Annotated in this window: 14 protein-coding genes; 7 read left to right on the top strand and 7 right to left on the bottom strand. The window is 72.8% G+C overall.

Features of this window, described 5'->3' with window-relative positions; translation table 11 throughout:
• Positions 1-2 precede the first annotated feature (2 nt).
• From ACZ4YL_RS35315 to ACZ4YL_RS35330, 4 genes are read right to left on the bottom strand one after another with little or no spacing between them, the layout of a single operon-like run.
• The gene (locus ACZ4YL_RS35315) at positions 3-1373 is read right to left on the bottom strand and encodes an STM4012 family radical SAM protein (protein ID WP_468122002.1); all 1371 of its coding nucleotides are present in this window, start codon (positions 1371-1373) and stop codon (positions 3-5) included.
• Positions 1370-2176, bottom strand: coding sequence for an STM4013/SEN3800 family hydrolase (locus tag ACZ4YL_RS35320; RefSeq protein ID WP_468122003.1), 807 nt, complete (start codon positions 2174-2176; stop codon positions 1370-1372). The genes ACZ4YL_RS35315 and ACZ4YL_RS35320 overlap by 4 nt, the downstream gene beginning before the upstream one ends.
• Before the next feature lie 37 nt (positions 2177-2213).
• Positions 2214-3338: an STM4014 family protein gene (locus ACZ4YL_RS35325; RefSeq protein ID WP_468122004.1), complete on the bottom strand. Its 1125-nt coding sequence runs from the start codon at positions 3336-3338 to the stop codon at positions 2214-2216.
• Between the two features lie 10 nt (positions 3339-3348).
• Positions 3349-4308 (bottom strand): STM4015 family protein, encoded by a 960-nt coding sequence (locus ACZ4YL_RS35330; RefSeq protein WP_468122005.1) that lies wholly within the window; start codon positions 4306-4308, stop codon positions 3349-3351.
• Positions 4309-4497: 189 nt separating this feature from the next.
• Here ACZ4YL_RS35330 and ACZ4YL_RS35335 point away from each other — a divergent pair, with 189 nt between their 5' ends.
• Together ACZ4YL_RS35335 and ACZ4YL_RS35340 are read left to right on the top strand one after the other, a co-directional pair.
• Positions 4498-4824, top strand: coding sequence for a hypothetical protein (locus ACZ4YL_RS35335; RefSeq protein ID WP_382537094.1), 327 nt, complete (start codon positions 4498-4500; stop codon positions 4822-4824).
• Positions 4825-4857: 33 nt separating this feature from the next.
• Positions 4858-5892 carry a DUF6745 domain-containing protein gene (locus ACZ4YL_RS35340; RefSeq protein WP_468122041.1) on the top strand — a complete coding sequence of 345 codons (1035 nt, stop codon included), beginning with the start codon at positions 4858-4860 and terminating at the stop codon, positions 5890-5892.
• A 361-nt stretch (positions 5893-6253) separates the two neighbouring features.
• Here ACZ4YL_RS35340 and ACZ4YL_RS35345 read toward each other — a convergent pair whose 3' ends face one another.
• The 3 genes from ACZ4YL_RS35345 to ACZ4YL_RS35355 all read right to left on the bottom strand — a co-directional run bounded on the left by ACZ4YL_RS35345 (position 6254) and on the right by ACZ4YL_RS35355 (position 9298).
• Positions 6254-7444 (bottom strand): lanthionine synthetase C family protein, encoded by a 1191-nt coding sequence (locus ACZ4YL_RS35345; RefSeq protein ID WP_468122007.1) that lies wholly within the window; start codon positions 7442-7444, stop codon positions 6254-6256.
• 4 nt (positions 7445-7448) lie between these two features.
• Positions 7449-9026: a class III lanthionine synthetase LanKC N-terminal domain-containing protein gene (locus tag ACZ4YL_RS35350; RefSeq protein WP_468122008.1), complete on the bottom strand. Its 1578-nt coding sequence runs from the start codon at positions 9024-9026 to the stop codon at positions 7449-7451.
• 65 nt (positions 9027-9091) lie between these two features.
• On the bottom strand, positions 9092-9298 hold the full coding sequence (locus ACZ4YL_RS35355; RefSeq protein WP_468122010.1) for a hypothetical protein: 207 nt from the start codon (positions 9296-9298) through the stop codon (positions 9092-9094).
• A gap of 380 nt (positions 9299-9678) precedes the next feature.
• Between ACZ4YL_RS35355 and ACZ4YL_RS35360 the strand changes: the two genes are divergently transcribed.
• From ACZ4YL_RS35360 to ACZ4YL_RS35380, 5 genes are all read left to right on the top strand, one after another.
• On the top strand, positions 9679-11187 hold the full coding sequence (locus ACZ4YL_RS35360) for an aldehyde dehydrogenase family protein (RefSeq protein ID WP_468122012.1): 1509 nt from the start codon (positions 9679-9681) through the stop codon (positions 11185-11187).
• Between the two features lie 2 nt (positions 11188-11189).
• On the top strand, positions 11190-12731 hold the full coding sequence (locus ACZ4YL_RS35365; RefSeq protein WP_468122014.1) for a GMC family oxidoreductase: 1542 nt from the start codon (positions 11190-11192) through the stop codon (positions 12729-12731).
• Entirely contained in the window at positions 12728-13861 is a 1134-nt protein-coding gene (locus ACZ4YL_RS35370) for a quaternary amine ABC transporter ATP-binding protein (RefSeq protein WP_468122016.1), read from the top strand. The genes ACZ4YL_RS35365 and ACZ4YL_RS35370 overlap by 4 nt, the downstream gene beginning before the upstream one ends.
• Before the next feature lie 94 nt (positions 13862-13955).
• Positions 13956-15947, top strand: coding sequence for an ABC transporter permease subunit (locus ACZ4YL_RS35375; RefSeq protein ID WP_468122017.1), 1992 nt, complete (start codon positions 13956-13958; stop codon positions 15945-15947).
• Between the two features lies 1 nt (position 15948).
• Positions 15949-16923 carry an ABC transporter substrate-binding protein gene (locus ACZ4YL_RS35380; protein WP_468122019.1) on the top strand — a complete coding sequence of 325 codons (975 nt, stop codon included), beginning with the start codon at positions 15949-15951 and terminating at the stop codon, positions 16921-16923.
• Positions 16924-16976: the final 53 nt, after the last annotated feature.

Consider the following 16976-nt stretch of genomic DNA (forward strand, 5'->3'; position numbering starts at 1 on the left):
GGCTACTTGGCCTCGTAGGCGGCCATCGCGGCCCGTACGGCCGGTGAGAACAGCTCGGGGCCGAGCGCGTCGGAGTGGGCCAGGCCCTCGGGGCTGAGGCGCAGGAGCGGGCCCGCGCCGTCCTCGTCGAGCCAGCCGCGGGCGGCGAACGCGGCCAGTTCGGCGGGGAAGTCCTCGTGCGGGCCGGCGCCGAACCGCTCCCGGTAGTCGGCGACCGGCATGCCCTGCGCCTGGAGCAGCGACTGGAGGAGGTGGCGGCGGCGCGCCTCGTCGCCGTTGGTGGGACGGCCGTGGACGGCGCGGGTGAAGTCGCCGGTGGCGGTGTAGTCGTCGATGATCCCGCGGATCTCGCCCATGTCGACCGCGTAGTCGAACGAGTAGTGCAGCGCGGAGGTGTAGGAACGGGCGCCGCAGCCCAGGCCGATCATGCCGTCGGTCTGGCAGGCGTGATCGTCCGGGCCCTGGGGCGCCGTACCGGCGAGCCGGAACATGCGCATCGACACCTGCTCGTAGCCGTGCGCGAGGAGGTGGTCGCGGCCCTGCCGGTAGAGGCTCAGGCGCTGCTCGTCCCAGGCCCGGTCGGTGAGCGCGGTGCGCCGGGCGAGCCCGGTGAGGGGGCGGACGTACAGGGGGTACAGGTACAGCTCCTCGGGGCGCCAGGCGAGGGCGGCGTCCAGGGAGGTGCGCCAGGTGGCGGGGGTCTGGCCGTCGATGCCGTAGATGAGGTCGATGTTGAGGACGGGGACGCGGGCGTCGCGGATCCGGCCGAGCGCCGCCTCGACATCGGCGCGGCGCTGGGGGCGTACGGCCGCCCGGGCCTCCTCGGCGACGAAGCTCTGGACGCCGATGCTGACACGGGTGGCGCCGCGCTCGGCGAGGACGGCGAGCCGGTCGGCGGTGGCGGTGGCCGGGGACGTCTCGACGGACAGCGGGACGGCGCGCAGGTCGGCGCCCATGCGCCGCTCGGCGATGTCGCAGAGCCGTTCCAGTTCGAGAGCCGTCAGGAAGGTGGGCGTCCCGCCGCCGAAGGCGGCGTTGGCGAAGGAGACCGGGCCGTCGTCGCCGAGGGCGTCGCGGACGGCGGTGGCCTGGCGCTCCAGGGCGTCGAGGTAGCGGCCGGTGAGCCCGTCGGGGGCGCCGATGCGGGTGAAGAGGTTGCAGAAGCCGCAGCGGACCTCGCAGAACGGTATGTGGAGGTAGAGGGAGAGGGCGTCCTTGCGTTCGCCGTGCCACAGGTCCCGCAGGGCGGGCCGCTCGGGCAGCGGCCGGTAGGCGGTCTTGTGGGGGTAGGCGTACACGTAGGCGCTGTACGGGCTGCCCGGCGGCGGCGCGGTGGGCGCGAGCGGGGCGGGCGCGGGGGCGGGGGCGGTCATGCGGACGGCTCCAGGAAGAAGTGGGCGTACGGCACGGTCCAGACGGCCTCGTGGGCGAGGCGGTGGCCGGTGTAGCCGGCGTCGCCGTAGGTGGTGCCGTGGTCGGAGCAGACGATGGCGAAGCAGCGGCGGCGGGAGCTCATGGCGGTGAACAGCCGGCCGATGTGCCGGTCGATGTATTCGAGGGCGGCGGCGTGGGTGGCACGCGTGTCGCCCGCTTCGGCGGTGGCGCCGGCGAGGTGGAACCAGTTGGGCTGGTGCAGCGCCGAGGCGTTGACGAAGAGGAACAGCCGCCGGTCGGCGGGGAGCGCGGCGACGACCTGTTCGGCCCGCTCGACCTGTGCCTCGAAGGAGGTGGGCGACGCGACACCGAAGGCCGGTTCCCAGTGGCTCTCCTGGAACATGCCGGGGAGTACGCCGCCCAGCGCGCCCTGCTTGTTGAAGAAGCCGACGCCGCCGACGCACACCGTGCGGTACCCGGCCGCGGCGAGACCGGACACCAGGTCGGGGGTGTCGAAGACGTACGTGCGGCCGGCGGTGCTCTCGCTGCCGGCGAAGCGGGCGGCGAACAGCCTGGGGTGCGGGCCGGGCCGGGCGGGGGTGGGCAGGAAGCCGGCGAACATCGCCTGATGGGAGGCGTAGGTGAAGCTGCCCGGGGCGTGCCGCTCCTCCCAGACACCCCCGGGCAGGTGCCGGGCCAGGTTCGGAATGCGTCCGGCGGCGGCCAGTTCGACGGCGACGTCGTGGCGCAGGGTGTCCAGGGTGATCAGGAGCACGTCGTCGCGGCCGACGACCTCGTTCATGTCGGGGAGCGGGAGCGGGAGGGGGAGCGCTGGGGTCTCAGGCGGGTGCACGGTGGTTCCTCGTGGGGTGGTGCTGTACGTGTCTTCGGATGGCGGCGGCCACTTGCGCGGCATAGGTGTCCTGGCCCTCGGCGCCGCTGCCGGGCAGCCCGGTCAGGCCCGGCAGGAGGTCGCCGAAGGCGTTGACCTCGGCGACGGCGAACCGGCGCCAGCCGACCGCGGGCAGCAGGTCGACACCGACGCACAGGGTGCCCGGGAAGCAGGCCGCGGCCCGCTCGCAGGTCCGCAGGGCCTCGGCCCAGGCGGGGCCCGCCGCGCGGACCGCGGCGGCCAGGTCGCCGCGCCGGCCGCCGAGATGGAGGTTGGTCATGGGGGTCCGGCTGGTGCGGACCACGGCGTGGGTGGCCCGGCCGGCCACGACGACCACGCGCAGGTCGGCCGCCCCGTCCCCGAGGGAGGCCTTGGGCCACCAGCGTTCGACGTGGAGTCCGTCGGGGGCGAGGGCATCCACCAGCGCGGCGACCTCCGGCTCGCGCGTGAGGCGCCGTACCCGCAGGGAGTTGTGCAGCCGGCCGCCCTCCGCGCTCTCCGCGGAGGTGGTCGCCCTGATCCGGCCCCCGACGGCCGTCTCGACGGCGACGACACCGGAGGCCGAGGACCCGTGGGCCGGCTTCAGGAACACCCGCGGCATGCCGTGCGCGGCCATGAGGGCCCGTACGTCGTCCCAGCCGCGTACGGGGGCGTCGCCGCCGGAGGTCGGCGACGGCGGAACGGGCACCCCGGCGCGGGCGAGGACCTCGTGGCAGAGCCGCTTGTCGAAGAGGACGGCCAGCTCGTCGGGGTCGTCGAGGCGCAGGCCGCCGGTCAGCGACCGGACGGCCGCCGTGAAGGCGGCGTACCAGCGGGCCCCGCCCTCCACGCGGGTGAGGTCCCCGGCGCCGCGCAGGAGCCGGTCGACCTCGGCGTTCTCCCCCGGCGACTCGATCCGCACGATCTCGTCGGCGGCGAAGGCGGCGCCGCCCGCGCCGAGGACGTCCGTCCAGGGCACGACGCGCGGAGCGGGCAGCCCGGCGTCGCGCACCGCCCCGGAGAACAGGGCGACGCGCCGGTTCTCCGGATTGCCGACGACCGCCCAGCGCGGCGGTGGTGCGTGGTCCGTCATGACCCGCGCGCTACTCGCCGACGGCGACGTAGCGCCAGGTGCGGCCGTCGTACTCGTCCTCGTCGGCGTGGCCGCGGCTCAGGTCGAGGGTGACGCCGGCGCCGCCCAGGACCTCCTGGAGGCGCTCGCGCAGCGGCTCGCCGAGGTAGTTGTGGTGCAGGTCCAGCTTCTTGAGGTGCGTCAGGGGCTGTCCGGAGAGCAGGGCGGCGGCTCCCTGGTCGGTGAGGACGCCCATGGACAGGTCGAAGGTCTCCAGGCGGGCGACGACGGGAGCGGACGCGACGGCCGTGGCGATCTCGTCCTGGATGTCGCTGTTGCGCAGGCCCAGGTGACGCAGGCGCGGCAGCCGGTCGCCGTCGAGGATCGGCGCCATGTCGGTGATCGCCGCGTCCCCGCCGTAGTTGCTCGTGCCGAGCCACAGGTCGAGGTGGACCAGGGCGGGCAGGTCACTGGCGGCGACGCCGCGGACCGCCTCGGCGGGCATGCCGCCGGTCTCGACGGTCAGGGAGCGGAGCCTGTGGTGCGTGACGGCGGGAAAGACCAGCCCGGAGCCGCCGCGCACGCCGAACTCCTCCAGCTCCGGGAAGCCGTCGAGGAGCGGGCCGACGTCGCTCTGGCTGATCCACGAAATTTCGCACTGCTCGGACTCCATGTCCCCGAGGAACAGGCCCCGCAGGGCGGGCAGGCGGGGGCGTGCGTCGAGAAGGGCGCCGATGATCTCCTCGGGCCCGCTCTCGTAGGCCTCCTCCCAGGAGCCGACGACGATCGCGCGAACCACGGTGGTGTCGACCGCGGCGGCGAACCGGGCGAACGCCTCGGTCCAGCTCTCCTCGCTGTCGTAGCTGTCGCTGGAGATCCGCCACGCGACGGCGTCCGCCGCTGGCAGCGGGGTCGTCTCCGCGTCCCCCGGGCTCGGGAAATCGAAGACGGGCAGCCCGCACGATTCCGTCAGGTGTCTCGGGTAACTCATGGGGTGCCCGCCGTTCCTCGCCTGTCGCGTCCGATGTGCTGCAAGTTGTACCAAGGCGCACTGACAGGGGCCGAGGCAGGGCCGGTGCGGGGACGGTGCGGGGCGGGTGGAAGGCCGTTGTCAGACCCGCCCCCTACCTTCGGAGAAGAACGCGGCGCACCGGGCGGCGCGTGGGGGAAGGGGACACCCATGTACCGGCAGGGGGACGTGCTCATCGTGCCGCTCGACGAGTCGGCGGTGCCGCCGCACGCGGCCGACGCGGAACAGGAGCCGCGGGACGGGCGGGGCCGGATGGTCCTCGCGCTGGGCGAGGTCACCGGGCACGCACACGCCGTGCTCGGGCCCGGGCGGCTCGTCCGCGAACCGGGGGTCTTCGGCCCGCTGCTGCTGCATCTCCCGGACGGCGGGCGGGTGGTGCACGAGGAGCACGCCGCGATACCTCTGCCCAAGGGCTGGTACCGGGTCGTGCGGCAGCGGGAGTACCTGCCCGGAGCGGTACGGATCGTGGCGGACTGACAGCGTGTCGGACAGTGGGGGAGCGGGATCGTGTTGACGGACATCGACGTGTGGAGGGCGGCCGCGGCGGCCACCGGGCCGGCCGACCGCGTGGCCGCGGAGGCCGGGGTGCGCCTGGCGTACCGGGCCGCGGGCCTGGCGGAGCCGGAGCGGATCGTCTGGGCGGACTCGCCCCGGGAGGCGGTGCGCCTGCTCGGCGGGGACGACGGGCCGTGCGGGCCGGCCGCGCGCGGGCGCGGCGTACGGGAGGCGGTGCGCAGCGCGCCGTGGGCCGCCGAACGGGACCGCGCGCAGCACAGGCTCGGCCCGCAGGGCTGGGGGCGGCACTGGAGCGCGACGGGCGGCCGCCTGTGGGAGAACACGGAACGCCTGGCGGAACGGGTCCGCAGCGGTCTCGTCGAGGAGCTGACGGCCGGGGCCACCGCCCCCGCGGCCGCGGAGCGGTCGCTGCGCCTGCTGCTCCTGGACGCGGTGCTCGGGCAGCACGACGCGGCCTGGCTGTGCGCCTTCGACACGGGGGAGGGCACACCCCTGCACGGACTCGGTGTCCTGGCCCGCTCGGCCGGCTGGTGGTGGCCCTACGAACGGCTGGCCGTGCTGTGCGAGCGCCCGGTGGAGCTGCACCGCGACGAGGCGGGCAGGCTGGACCGAGGGGACGGCCCGGCGCTGGCGTTCCCCGACGGGTTCGCGCTGTACGCGTGGCGGGGCATGCCCGTCCCGGCCGAATTCCTCGCCGGACTGGGCACGCTGACGCCGGAGCGGATCCGGGAGGAGGAGAATGCCGAACTGCGCCGGGTGATGCTGGAGTTCTACGGGTACGACCGCTATCTGCGGGAGTCGGGTGCCGCCCCCGTGCACCGGGACGAGACGGGTGTCCTGTGGCGCATACCCATGCCGGACGACGAGGCCGTCGTGATGGTGGAGGTCGTCAACTCGACGCCGGAGCCCGACGGCACCCGCCGCACCTACTGGCTGCGGGTCCCGCCGACGACCCGGACCGCCCGCCAGGGCGTGGCCTGGACGTTCGGCCTCGAACCCGAGGCGTACGCACCGCTCCGGGAGACATGAGCCCACTAGGAGTGACATTCCGTCAGGGGCGACTGCCGCAGGGGCAATCCGGGTGTGGCCGGACATCACGTCTCCGTCGACCCGATCCACCATGAGGGCGGAGGGCCGCACACCGGAACGGGAGCCGGTCCCGCGGAGCCCGGCACCCCCTCCCCGAGCCCGGGGCGTCGGGCCTGCCGGCACACCTTCGTCGCCGCCGGCAACTGGTTCTTCCGGGTGCGGCCCGGGGTCTACGCCCACGACATGGCCGCGGCGCGCTGCCCGGTTCCGTGGTGCTGGAGCCGATCGTCGGCAAGTGGCGGAGGCCCGACGGTGCGGGGCGCGTCGGCCGCCCACCGGGCCGGGCAGGCGGGCCCCGGACTCAGGGCCGCCGGAGGTCGACGAAGGGGCGCTCGCCCGGGGACACGAGCCGGGAGAGGAACAGGCCGATGCCGGCCGAGCCGGTCGCGTAGTCGTGGGCGATCCGGTTGAGCCAGCGGCCGGGGAACGCGATGCCGTCCTCGTTCTCGACCCTGAACCACAGGATGGTTCCGGCGATGTCGCGAGCCCTGTCCCGGTATGCGCGCTCGCCGGTGAAGGAGTACATGTCCAGCATGAACTCGCCGATTCCGGCCAGACCCTCGAAGAGGCCGGGACTGTAGGAGTACTTGACGAAGGTGTCGTCCGCCACCCGGCGCGCGAGATCGCCGTACCGCTCGATGCCGAGCAGGTCGTGGAACCGGACCAGCACGCTGCCGACGCCGGCGCCTCCGTGGATCCAGTACGGGTACACGACGGGGTCGTCCTGGACCCGCTGCCACTGCAGGCCGAGACCGCTCTCGCTCGCATGGGCCAGATCGAACTCCAGGGCGCGGACGGCGTACGACCGGAAGCGGGCGTCGCCCGTTGTCAGGTGCAGGTGGAGGAGGAAGAGCGCGATGCCGCTCGCCCCGTACCCGTACCCGTAGTGGACGCTGTTGTCGTGGGAGGACCGCCAGTGGCAGGTGCCGTCCTCCTGCCGCGCGGTCCTGAGCAGGTGTTCCCCCGCCTGCACGGCGCGGTCGAGGTAGACCTGCTTCCCGGTCCTCGCGTGGAAGCGCAGGGAGGCCAGCCCCCACCCGGCGACCCCGAGGAACATGCCCGGTTCGTCGTACAGCAGCGGCGATCCGTAGAGCATCTCCATCACCGCCTCGCCCCTGTCCTCCCAGCCGAGATCGTGGAAGGCCCAGGCGATCCCGGCCAGCCCGACGTACAGCCCGGGCGGATAGGTGTCCGTGCCGAGGGGCTGCCCCAGCATCCAGGCGGTCACCTCGGCGGGCAGGGCGGCGGCGGGCCCCTCGGTGCCCGCCCGGGAACGGAGCAACAGGGCCGGCCCGCAGGCGCCGTAGGCCACGCTGAGCGGGTTCGTCGTGAACACCGTGTAGTCCGCGGGCCAGAGGCGGTCGGTGCGCCGGCCGTCGTAGGTGCGGAGCAGGGTGTCGGCGATGCCGCCGAGGGTGCGCCGTACTTCCGCGTCCGGGTGGGCCGGGGCACCGCCCTCGGCCGCGAGGGTGTCGCTCGTCAGAGGTGTCATGGCGTCACCCGTCCTCCCAGTCGGCGAGCACGGATTTCGCCTCGTCCACCCGGCCGGCGGTCAGGCACGACACGACGGACCTCACCTGGGCGGGGACGCCCAGGGCGACGAGTTCGTCGAGGAAGAGGTCCTGCGCAAGGGGGTTGAGGGCGAAGAACGCGGTGGCGGGCACGACGCTGCTGTAGAGGAGCATGGCCGCCGCGTACCAGTCGTCGCAGGGAAGGAGCCTGTCCCGGGAGGCACGGTCCGGGTGGAGGAATCCGGGGGTGCCCCAGCGCGTGCCGTAGGTCAGCAGCGCCGCCTCGTCGTCCTCGTGGACCGCGCTCTCGAAGTCGATGAACCACATCCGGAGCGTCTCGGTGTCGATCAGGATGTTGTTCGGCGACAGGTCGCCGAGGACCACTCCGCGCGCGTGCACCTCCTCGACCATGCGGATCAGGCGGCCGGCGACCTCGCGGAAGCGCGGGACGAACCGTTCCACCCGGCCTTCCCGGCGGATGTACGGCGCGAGGATGACGTCGTCCTGTGCCCAGAAGTCGTGGAACGCGATGCCTTCCACGCGCTCCTCGACCAGAAAGGTGTGCTCCCACTCCCGGAAGAGGTCGACCGGCCGCGGAACGAACTCCAGGCCTTCCAGCCGGCGCAGTACGTCGTACTCGTGGCGCAGCATGTCGACCGAGTCGACCGTGCGCTCCCCGGACGTCCAGCAGTTGGTGAGGCGCCGGGCCTCCTTCACGACGACGGGCTTGCGGGTGACGTCGTCCGTGCCGTGGTAGACACCGCCGGCGTTGGAGAACGTCAGGGCGCCCTCGATGCGGTAGCGGCCGTTCAGGAGGGTGGCGGCCGGTTCACCGGCGGGGCGCGCCGTGGAATCCTCCGCCGGTTCCCCGGCGAAGGGGTCGCGGACCCAAGGGGGCAGCCGGAAGTACGGCAGCCGCTCGTCGGCCACGTACGTGCCGTCGGGGGAGACGAGGAACGTGCTCTGCGTGCCGTCGATGTTGAGCCGCCGCGGTGGCCGGAACCCTCCGTACCGGTAGAAGAGGACCTTGCTGTCCCGGTAGCGGCGGTCCGAGAGGATGTACGGGCCCTCGACCTCCTCGTCGGCCGTCCGTCGGTACAGGGTCTCGATCAGTCCGACGAAGACGTCCTCGTCGGGCGGGTAGATCGTCATGAACTTGCCCGAGAAACCGCGTTCCTGGGTCTTCGAGTTGATCACGCCCAGCATTACCGGATCGGCGGCGGCCTTGAACTCGACGCCGTTCTCCACGCATACGGGTACGACCAGATCGAACAGCCGCAGGGTGTGCGCGGGGGCGGAGGAGACGTGGATCTTGAAGCCCTGGGTGGGCGGTGGGGTCGTCCGCCGAGAGGCGCCCGGCACACCCGCCACGCCCGGCACTCCCGCCACCATCCGGGCGTGCAGCCACACGTCACCGCGTTCCAGAGCCCAGGTGTCCGGCAGCAGCCGCTGAAGGGCGTCGCGGTACTGCGGGGTGATGGCCCGGCGGGACAACGGCTCGTAGTGCCGGTTGTCGACGAGGCCGAAGAGGTGGTGGGCGGCCATGGCCGCCTGCTGTTCCACGGGTGCTCATCCGCCGGGGCGCCGCAGGCGGCCCCGGCGAACGTGCTCAATTTCCGGAATCACATCTACACCGGGTTGCAGGCCACGCTGTAGGTGCTGCAACCGATCGACTGGGTGCTCTGGAAGCCGGCGATCACGGCGCCGCCACCCCGGCCGGTCCGGATCTCTTGCAGCCCCAGCACGCGGTCGATGTCGGCGACGGCCCGTTCCAGGTTCGCCCTCGCCCTCGCCGCTCCGGGCGAGGCGGTTTTCGTCCTGCCTTGCTTGGCCATGAGCTCCTCCTCCTGTTCGCACGGAAACGTGCTGCCAGGTAAACGGCATCCCCGGCGCGCTGCCTGAGGGCGGATCCGCCCCACCCCCTGCGCACCCCGCTCCTGACGATCCCGACCTGTGCAAACTCCTGCCCCGCCGCCCTGCGGGTGCCGTACTCCGAACGGGTGAGCCCGGAACCTCCACGGCCCTGAGCCGCTGCGGTGCGACGTCCGCGCGCCGAAGAGTCGTGCCCTATGTCCCTTTTTCGGGCGTTTTTGCGAGTGAAGCAGAACACTCTCCGCAATGCATTGCGCATGGGTCTCGGGAGTCGGGGCAGGCGGCCGGATCAAGTCGGTCTGACCGACAGGGGGACTCAAAGGAACGAAAGGCAATACGTACCGTGACGGCAGCACAGCAGACCATCCACGTGGGCGGAGAGTGGCGCGCAGCCCTGTCCGGGGCCACGCGCGAGATCATCGACCCCGTCGACGCGACCCCCTTCGAGGTCGTGGCGGAGGGCGGTGTCCTGGACACCGACGACGCCGTGGCCGCGGCGCGCGCCGCGTTCGACTTCGGTGCCTGGCCTCGTACGCCCGTCGCCGAGCGGGCCGCCCTGCTGCGCCGGGTCGCCGCACTGCTGGAGCGCGACCGCGAGCGGATCGGCGCCCTGGAGAGCCGGGACGCGGGCAAGACGCTGGAGGAAGGCCGCGTCGACGTCGACTGCGTCCGCGACGCCTTCCGCTACTTCGCCGACCTCGTGGAGGACGAAAAGGGTGGCGGACGGGTCGTCGACGCCGGTTCGGACGAGATCCGCAGCGTCGTCGTGCACGAGCCGGTCGGTGTCTGCGCCCTGATCACGCCGTGGAACTACCCGCTGCTCCAGGCCAGCTGGAAGATCGCGCCCGCGCTCGCCGCCGGCAACACCTTCGTGATCAAGCCCAGCGAGATCACCCCGCTGACCACCGTCGTACTGATCGAACTGCTCCTGGAGGCCGGACTTCCGCTCGGCGCGGCCAACGTCGTCACCGGCCCCGGCGACACGGTCGGCGCCCGGCTGGCCGAGCACCCCGATGTCGACCTCGTCTCGTTCACGGGCGGTCTCGTCAGCGGCACCAAGGTCGCCCGGTCGGCAGCCGACAGCGTCAAGAAGGTCGCACTCGAACTGGGCGGCAAGAACCCCAACGTCGTCTTCGCCGACGCCTGTTCGACGCCCGACAGCTTCGACACCGCCGTCGACCAGGCGCTCAACGCCGCCTTCATCCACAGCGGCCAGGTCTGCTCCGCCGGCTCCCGCCTCATCGTCGAGGAGCCGCTGCGCGACCGTTTCGTCGCCGAGCTCTCCCGCCGGGCCGAACTGATCCGGCTGGGACGCGGCACCGACGCGGGTGTCGAGTGCGGCCCGCTCGTCTCCGCGGCCCAGGTGGCGCGGACCGAGGCGTACGTGGCCTCCGCCCTCGCCGAGGGCGCGGTCCTGCGCGCGGGCGGCGGGAGGCCGGCCGGCCCCGGCTACTTCTTCCGGCCCACGGTCCTCGACCGGTGCCACCGCGGCATGCGCGTCGTCCGCGAGGAGGTCTTCGGCCCCGTCCTCACCGTGGAGACCTTCCGCACGGAGGAAGAGGCCGTCGCCCTCGCCAACGACACCGAGTACGGCCTCGCCGGAGCGGTGTGGACCTCCGACGAACACCGGGCCCGGCGGGTCGCCGGCCTGCTGCGGCACGGCACCGTCTGGATCAACGACTTCCATCCCTACCTGCCGCAGGCGGAATGGGGCGGCTTCGGGAAGTCCGGCATCGGCCGTGAGCTGGGCCCCGGCGGTCTTGCCGAATACCGCGAGGCCAAGCACATCTACCAGAACCTCGCTCCGCGCCCCGTGCGCTGGTTCGCAGGCACGACGACGGCGAAGGGCTGAGCATGAACGACCACCACGTGTACGACCACCACGTGTACGACTACGTCGTCGTCGGCGGCGGCACCGCCGGATCCGTCATCGCGTCCCGGCTGACCGAGGACCCCGACGTCAGCGTCGCCGTCATCGAGGGCGGCCCCAGCGACGTCGGCCGCGACGACGTCCTCACCCTGCGCCGCTGGATGGGCCTGCTCGGCGGTGAGCTCGACTACGACTACCCCACGACCGAGCAGCCCCGGGGCAACTCGCACATCCGCCACAGCCGTGCGCGGGTGCTGGGCGGCTGTTCCTCGCACAACACCCTCATCGCCTTCAAACCCCTCCCTTCCGACTGGGACGAGTGGGCCGAGGCCGGCGCCGACGGGTGGGACGCGAAGGCCATGGATCCCTACTTCGCCCGGCTGCGCAACAACATCGTCCCCGTCGGCGAGGCCGACCGGAACGCGATCGCCCGGGACTTCGTCGACGCGGCGCAGACCGCGCTCGGCGTGCCGCGGATCGAGGGCTTCAACCGACGGCCCTTCGACGAAGGCGCCGGCTTCTTCGACCTCGCCTACCACCCGGAGAACAACAAGCGCTCGTCCGCCTCCGTCGCCTATCTGCACCCCTTCCTGGACCGGCCGAACCTGCACATGGCTCTGGAGACCTGGGCGTTCCGGCTGGAACTGGAGGGCACCCGCGCCACCGGCGTGCACATCCGTACCAAGGAGGGCGCGGAGCACGTCGTACGCGCCCGGCGCGAGGTCCTGGTGTGCGCCGGGGCCGTGGACACCCCGCGCCTGCTGCTGCACTCCGGCATCGGGCCGCGCGCCGACCTGGAGAACCTTGGCATCCCCGTCGTGCACGACCTGCCGGGCGTCGGGGAGAACCTGCTCGACCACCCCGAGTCGGTCATCGTGTGGGAGACGCACGGGCCGATCCCGGAGAACTCCGCGATGGACTCCGACGCCGGACTGTTCGTCCGCCGGGACCCCGGGGCCGAGGGCCCGGACCTGATGTTCCACTTCTACCAGATCCCCTTCACCGACAATCCGGAGCGCCTGGGCTATGAACGGCCCGCGCACGGCGTGTCGATGACCCCGAACATCCCCAAGCCGCGCAGCCGCGGCCGGCTCTACCTGACGAGCGCCGACCCCCAGGTCAAGCCCGCGCTCGACTTCCGGTACTTCACCGACGAGGACGACTACGACGCCCGGACCCTCGTCGACGGGATCCGCATCGCCCGGCGGATCGCGGCGAGCGAACCCCTGGCCGGCTGGCTCAAGCGGGAGGTGTGCCCGGGCCCCGAGGTGACCTCCGACGAGGAACTCAGCGCGTACGCCCGCCAGGTCGCGCACACCGTCTACCACCCCGCCGGCACCTGCCGGATGGGGGCCGACGACGACGAACTCGCCGTCGTCTCGCCCGATCTGAAGATCCGGGGCCTCGACGGCGTCCGGATAGCCGACGCGTCCGTCTTCCCCACCATGACCGCCGTCAACCCCATGATCGGCGTGCTCATGGTCGGCGAGAAATGCGCCGACCTGCTGGGAGGAACCACCCGATGAAAACGCCGCACGCAACGCCGCACGCAACGCCGCACGCGACACCGCACACTCAGCCGCGCACCGCGACCGGGCCGCAGCCCTCCGCCGAGCCCGTCTTCTCCGTACGCGACCTGTGGAAGGTCTTCGGTCCGAAGGCGGACCGCGTGCCCGCCGACAAGGAGCTCGGGGCACTCGGCGCTGCCGAGCTGCGCGAGCGCACCGGCTGCACCGCCGCCGTCCGCGACGTCTCCTTCGACGTCCGCAAGGGCGAGGTCTTCGTCGTCATGGGCCTGTCGGGCTCGGGCAAGTCCACGCTCGTACGCTGCCTCACCCGGCTCATCGAACCGACCTCGGGCACGATCTCCATCGACGGCGAGGACGTGCTGTCCATGGACACCGGCCGCCTCCGCGAGCTGCGCCGGCACCGGGCGGCCATGGTCTTCCAGCACTTCGGGCTGCTCCCGCACCGGACGGTGCTCGACAACATCGCCTACGGGCTGGAGATCCAGGGCGTGCGACGCGGCGAACGGCGGGACCGGGCGGCCGAGTTCGCGACCAAGGTCGGCCTGGACGGCCTGGAGCACCGCAGGCCGGGCCAGTTGTCCGGCGGCCAGCAGCAGCGCGTGGGTCTGGCCCGCGCACTCGCCGTGGACCCCGAGGTCCTGCTGTTCGACGAGCCGTTCAGCGCGCTGGACCCGCTCATCCGCCGGGACATGCAGGAGGAGGTCGTACGCCTGCACCGCGAGGAGGGACGCACGATGGTCTTCATCACGCACGACCTGAGCGAGGCACTGAAGCTCGGCGACCGCATCGCGCTGATGCGCGACGGCCGGATCGTGCAGCTCGGCACGCCGGAGGAGATCGTCGGCGCCCCCGCCGACGACTACGTCAGGGACTTCGTCCGGGACGTGCCGCGCGAGCAGGTGCTGACCGTGCGCTCGGCGATGCGCCCGGCACGCGCCGACGATTCCGAGGCCGGCCCGGCGCTCGCCCCGAGCGCCACCGTCCACGAGGCCATCGAGGCCGTCGCCCGTACCGGCGAGAACGCGCGGGTCGTCGAGGACGGCCGGTGCCTCGGGGTGGTCGACCACGCGGGACTCCTCGGTGTCGTCGCCGGGGTCCCGGCCACGACCGGGAAGGCGGTGGCCTGATGTACGGCCATACGACCTGGCCGCCGCCGTGCGTTACGACCGGCGCCGGTGCCGGCGCCGGTGCGGTGCCGGCCGACGCCCGGCGGTGGGGCCGATGACCACCACCGCCACCCCCGCTCCTCCGGCCCCAACGACCACGACCACGACCACGACCCCCACCGACGGTGGACCCGGTGTGCTGCGCACGCTCGCGCACCACCGCGCTCGGCTCATCGGCGTCTGCGCGGCGCTCGCGCTCGTCCTCGGCTGCGTACTCCTGGGCGCCGGAAACTGGCCGGCGTCGCTCTCCGCCGACCTGTCCGCACCGCTCGGGCACGCCAGTGACTGGATCATCGACAACCGCGACGGCCACCCGCTCTTCCTCTACTTCTTCGGGCACGTCAGCAACATCGTGGTCGTGTCCGTCCGCGCCGTGTACCTGGTGCTGCTCGCCCTCGGCTGGGCCGGCGTCACCGCCGCCGCCGCTCTGCTGGCCTGGCGGGTGGCGGGAGTCCGGCTCGCGCTGACCTCCGGCGCCGCCTTCTCCGTGTGCGGACTGCTCGGCATGTGGGTGCCCACCATGCAGACGCTCGCCCTGATGGTGGTCGCCGTCGCCGCATCCGTGCTGCTCGGAGGTCTCCTCGGGCTGGCCGCCGGCCTGTCGGACCGTATGCACCGGATCCTGCGGCCCGTGCTGGACACCATGCAGGTGCTGCCGGCCTTCGCGTACCTCCTGCCCGTCGTCCTCGTCTTCGGCATCGGCGTGCCTGCGGCCGTCCTCGCGACCGTCGTCTACGCCGCCCCGCCCATGGCCCGCCTCACCGCGCTCGGGCTGCGCGACGCCGACGCCGGCGTCGTGGAGGCCGCCACCTCGCTCGGCGCCACCGGCAGGCAGCGGCTGCTGACGGCCCGGCTGCCGCTGGCCCGCAAGGAACTGCTGCTCGGCGTCAACCAGTCGATCATGATGGCGCTGGGAATGGCCGTGATCGCGTCCGTCATCGGCGCGGGCGGTCTCGGCGACCGCGTCTACCAGGCGCTGGCCTCCGTCGACGTCGGCGCCGCGCTCGCCGCCGGTGTGCCGATCGTGCTGCTCGCCATCGTGCTGGACCGGGTCACCGCCGCGGCGGGGGAGCGGATCGGCGCCCCTGCGACCCCCCGGAGCGGGCTCGTCCGGTCCGTCGCCGCCCTGCTGACGGCCGCGGTCGTCGTCGGCGGCCGCCTCGTCGACGGGCTCTCCTGGCCCGCTGCGTGGACGGTGGACATCGCCGCGCCCGTCAACGAAACGGTCGACTGGATGACCGCCCACCTCTACTCCGGAGTGCCCCTCGTCGGCGGCACCGCGGACTGGGCGGGGCACTTCACCACGTGGGTCCTCAACCCCCTGCGCGACGGACTGCAGTGGCTGCCCTGGTGGGCGGTCCTGCTGACCGTCGGCGTACTCGCCCTGCTCATCGGCACCTGGCGCACCGCCACGACCGCCGTCCTCGCGATGGCCACGATCGGTGTCCTCGGCGTCTGGGACCCGGCGCTCGACACCCTGTCCCAGGTCCTGGCCGCCGTCACCGTGACCCTGCTGATCGGCTTCGCCCTCGGCGTCGCCGCGGCCCGCAGCACCCGCCTGGGGCGCGCGCTGCGTCCGGTGCTCGACGTCTTCCAGACGATGCCGCAGTTCGTGTACCTGATCCCCGTCGTCGCCCTCTTCGGCGTGGGCCGCGCCCCGGCCGCCGCGGCCGCCGTGGTCTACGCGCTGCCCGCGGTGGTGCGGATCACGGCCCAGGGCGTGCGCGCGGTGGACCCGGCCGCGCTGGAGTCCGCGCGCTCGATGGGCGCGACCGGACGGCAGCAACTGCTCCAGGTCCAGCTGCCGCTGGCACGGCCCGCGCTGCTGCTGGCCGTCAACCAGGGCGTGGTGCTGGTCCTCGCCGTGGTCGTCATCGGCGGCCTCGTGGGGGGTGGCGCGCTCGGCTACGACGCGGTCTTCGGCCTCGCCCAGGGCGACCTGGCGACCGGTCTGGTGGCCGGCGCGGCGATCGTCTGCCTCGGCCTGATGCTCGACCGCGTCACCCAGCCGACAGAACGCCGCGACCCCGCCGGAAAGGGGGCCTGAGATGGCTCACGCACGACGCACCCGCCGCGCCGCACTCGCGGCCGGCCTCGCCGTCGCCCTGACGGCCCTCACCGGCTGCGGCGCCGCCGACATGACCCGCCAGGCCTCCCCGTACGCCGACGCGAAGGGCTCCCGCACGGTGACACTGTCCGTGCAGTCGTGGGTGGGCGCCCAGGCCAACGTCGCCGTCGCCCAGTACCTGCTGGAGCACGAGCTCGGCTACCGGGTGGACACCGTCCAGATCGACGAGGTACCCGCCTGGGACGCGCTCAGCCAGGGCCGGGTGGACGCCATCCTGGAGGACTGGGGCCACCCCGAGCAGGAGAAGCGGTACGTCGGCGACAAGGCGACGATCGCGCGGGGTGGCGACCTCGGAGTGACCGGCCACATCGGCTGGTTCGTGCCGACGTACTTCGCCGAGGAACACCCGGACGTCACCGACTGGAAGAACCTGAACAAGTACGCAGCCGAGTTCCGCACCGCGGAGAGCGGCGGCAAGGGCCAGCTGCTGGACGGCTCCCCGTCCTACGTGACGAACGACAAGGCCCTCGTGAAGAACCTGGACCTCGACTACCAGGTCGTGTTCGCGGGATCGGAGGCGGCTCAGATCACCCAGATCAGGCAGTTCGCCAAGGAGCAGAAGCCGTTCCTGAGCTACTGGTACAAGCCCCAGTGGCTGTTCGAGAAGGTCCCGATGACGGAGGTGAAGCTGCCCGCCTACGAGGAGGGCTGTGACGCCGACCCGCAGAAGGTGGCCTGCGCGTACCCGCACACGCCGCTGCAGAAGTTCCTCAACGCCCGCTTCGCGGACGGCGGAGGTGACGCCGCCGCCTTCCTGAAGAAGTTCCGGTGGACGACCGAGATGCAGAACGACGTCGCCCTGATGATCGCCGAGGAGAAGCTGTCACCGCAGGAAGCGGCCGGCCGCTGGGTGAAGCAGAACGAAGCCACCTGGCGGTCATGGCTCCCGTCCTGACACGCAGGCCTGGAGGGACACCCCCTCCAGGCCCCGGCCTCGCTCCCTGCCCG

The sequence above is a fragment of the Streptomyces sp. NPDC030021 genome (genome assembly GCF_055574035.1).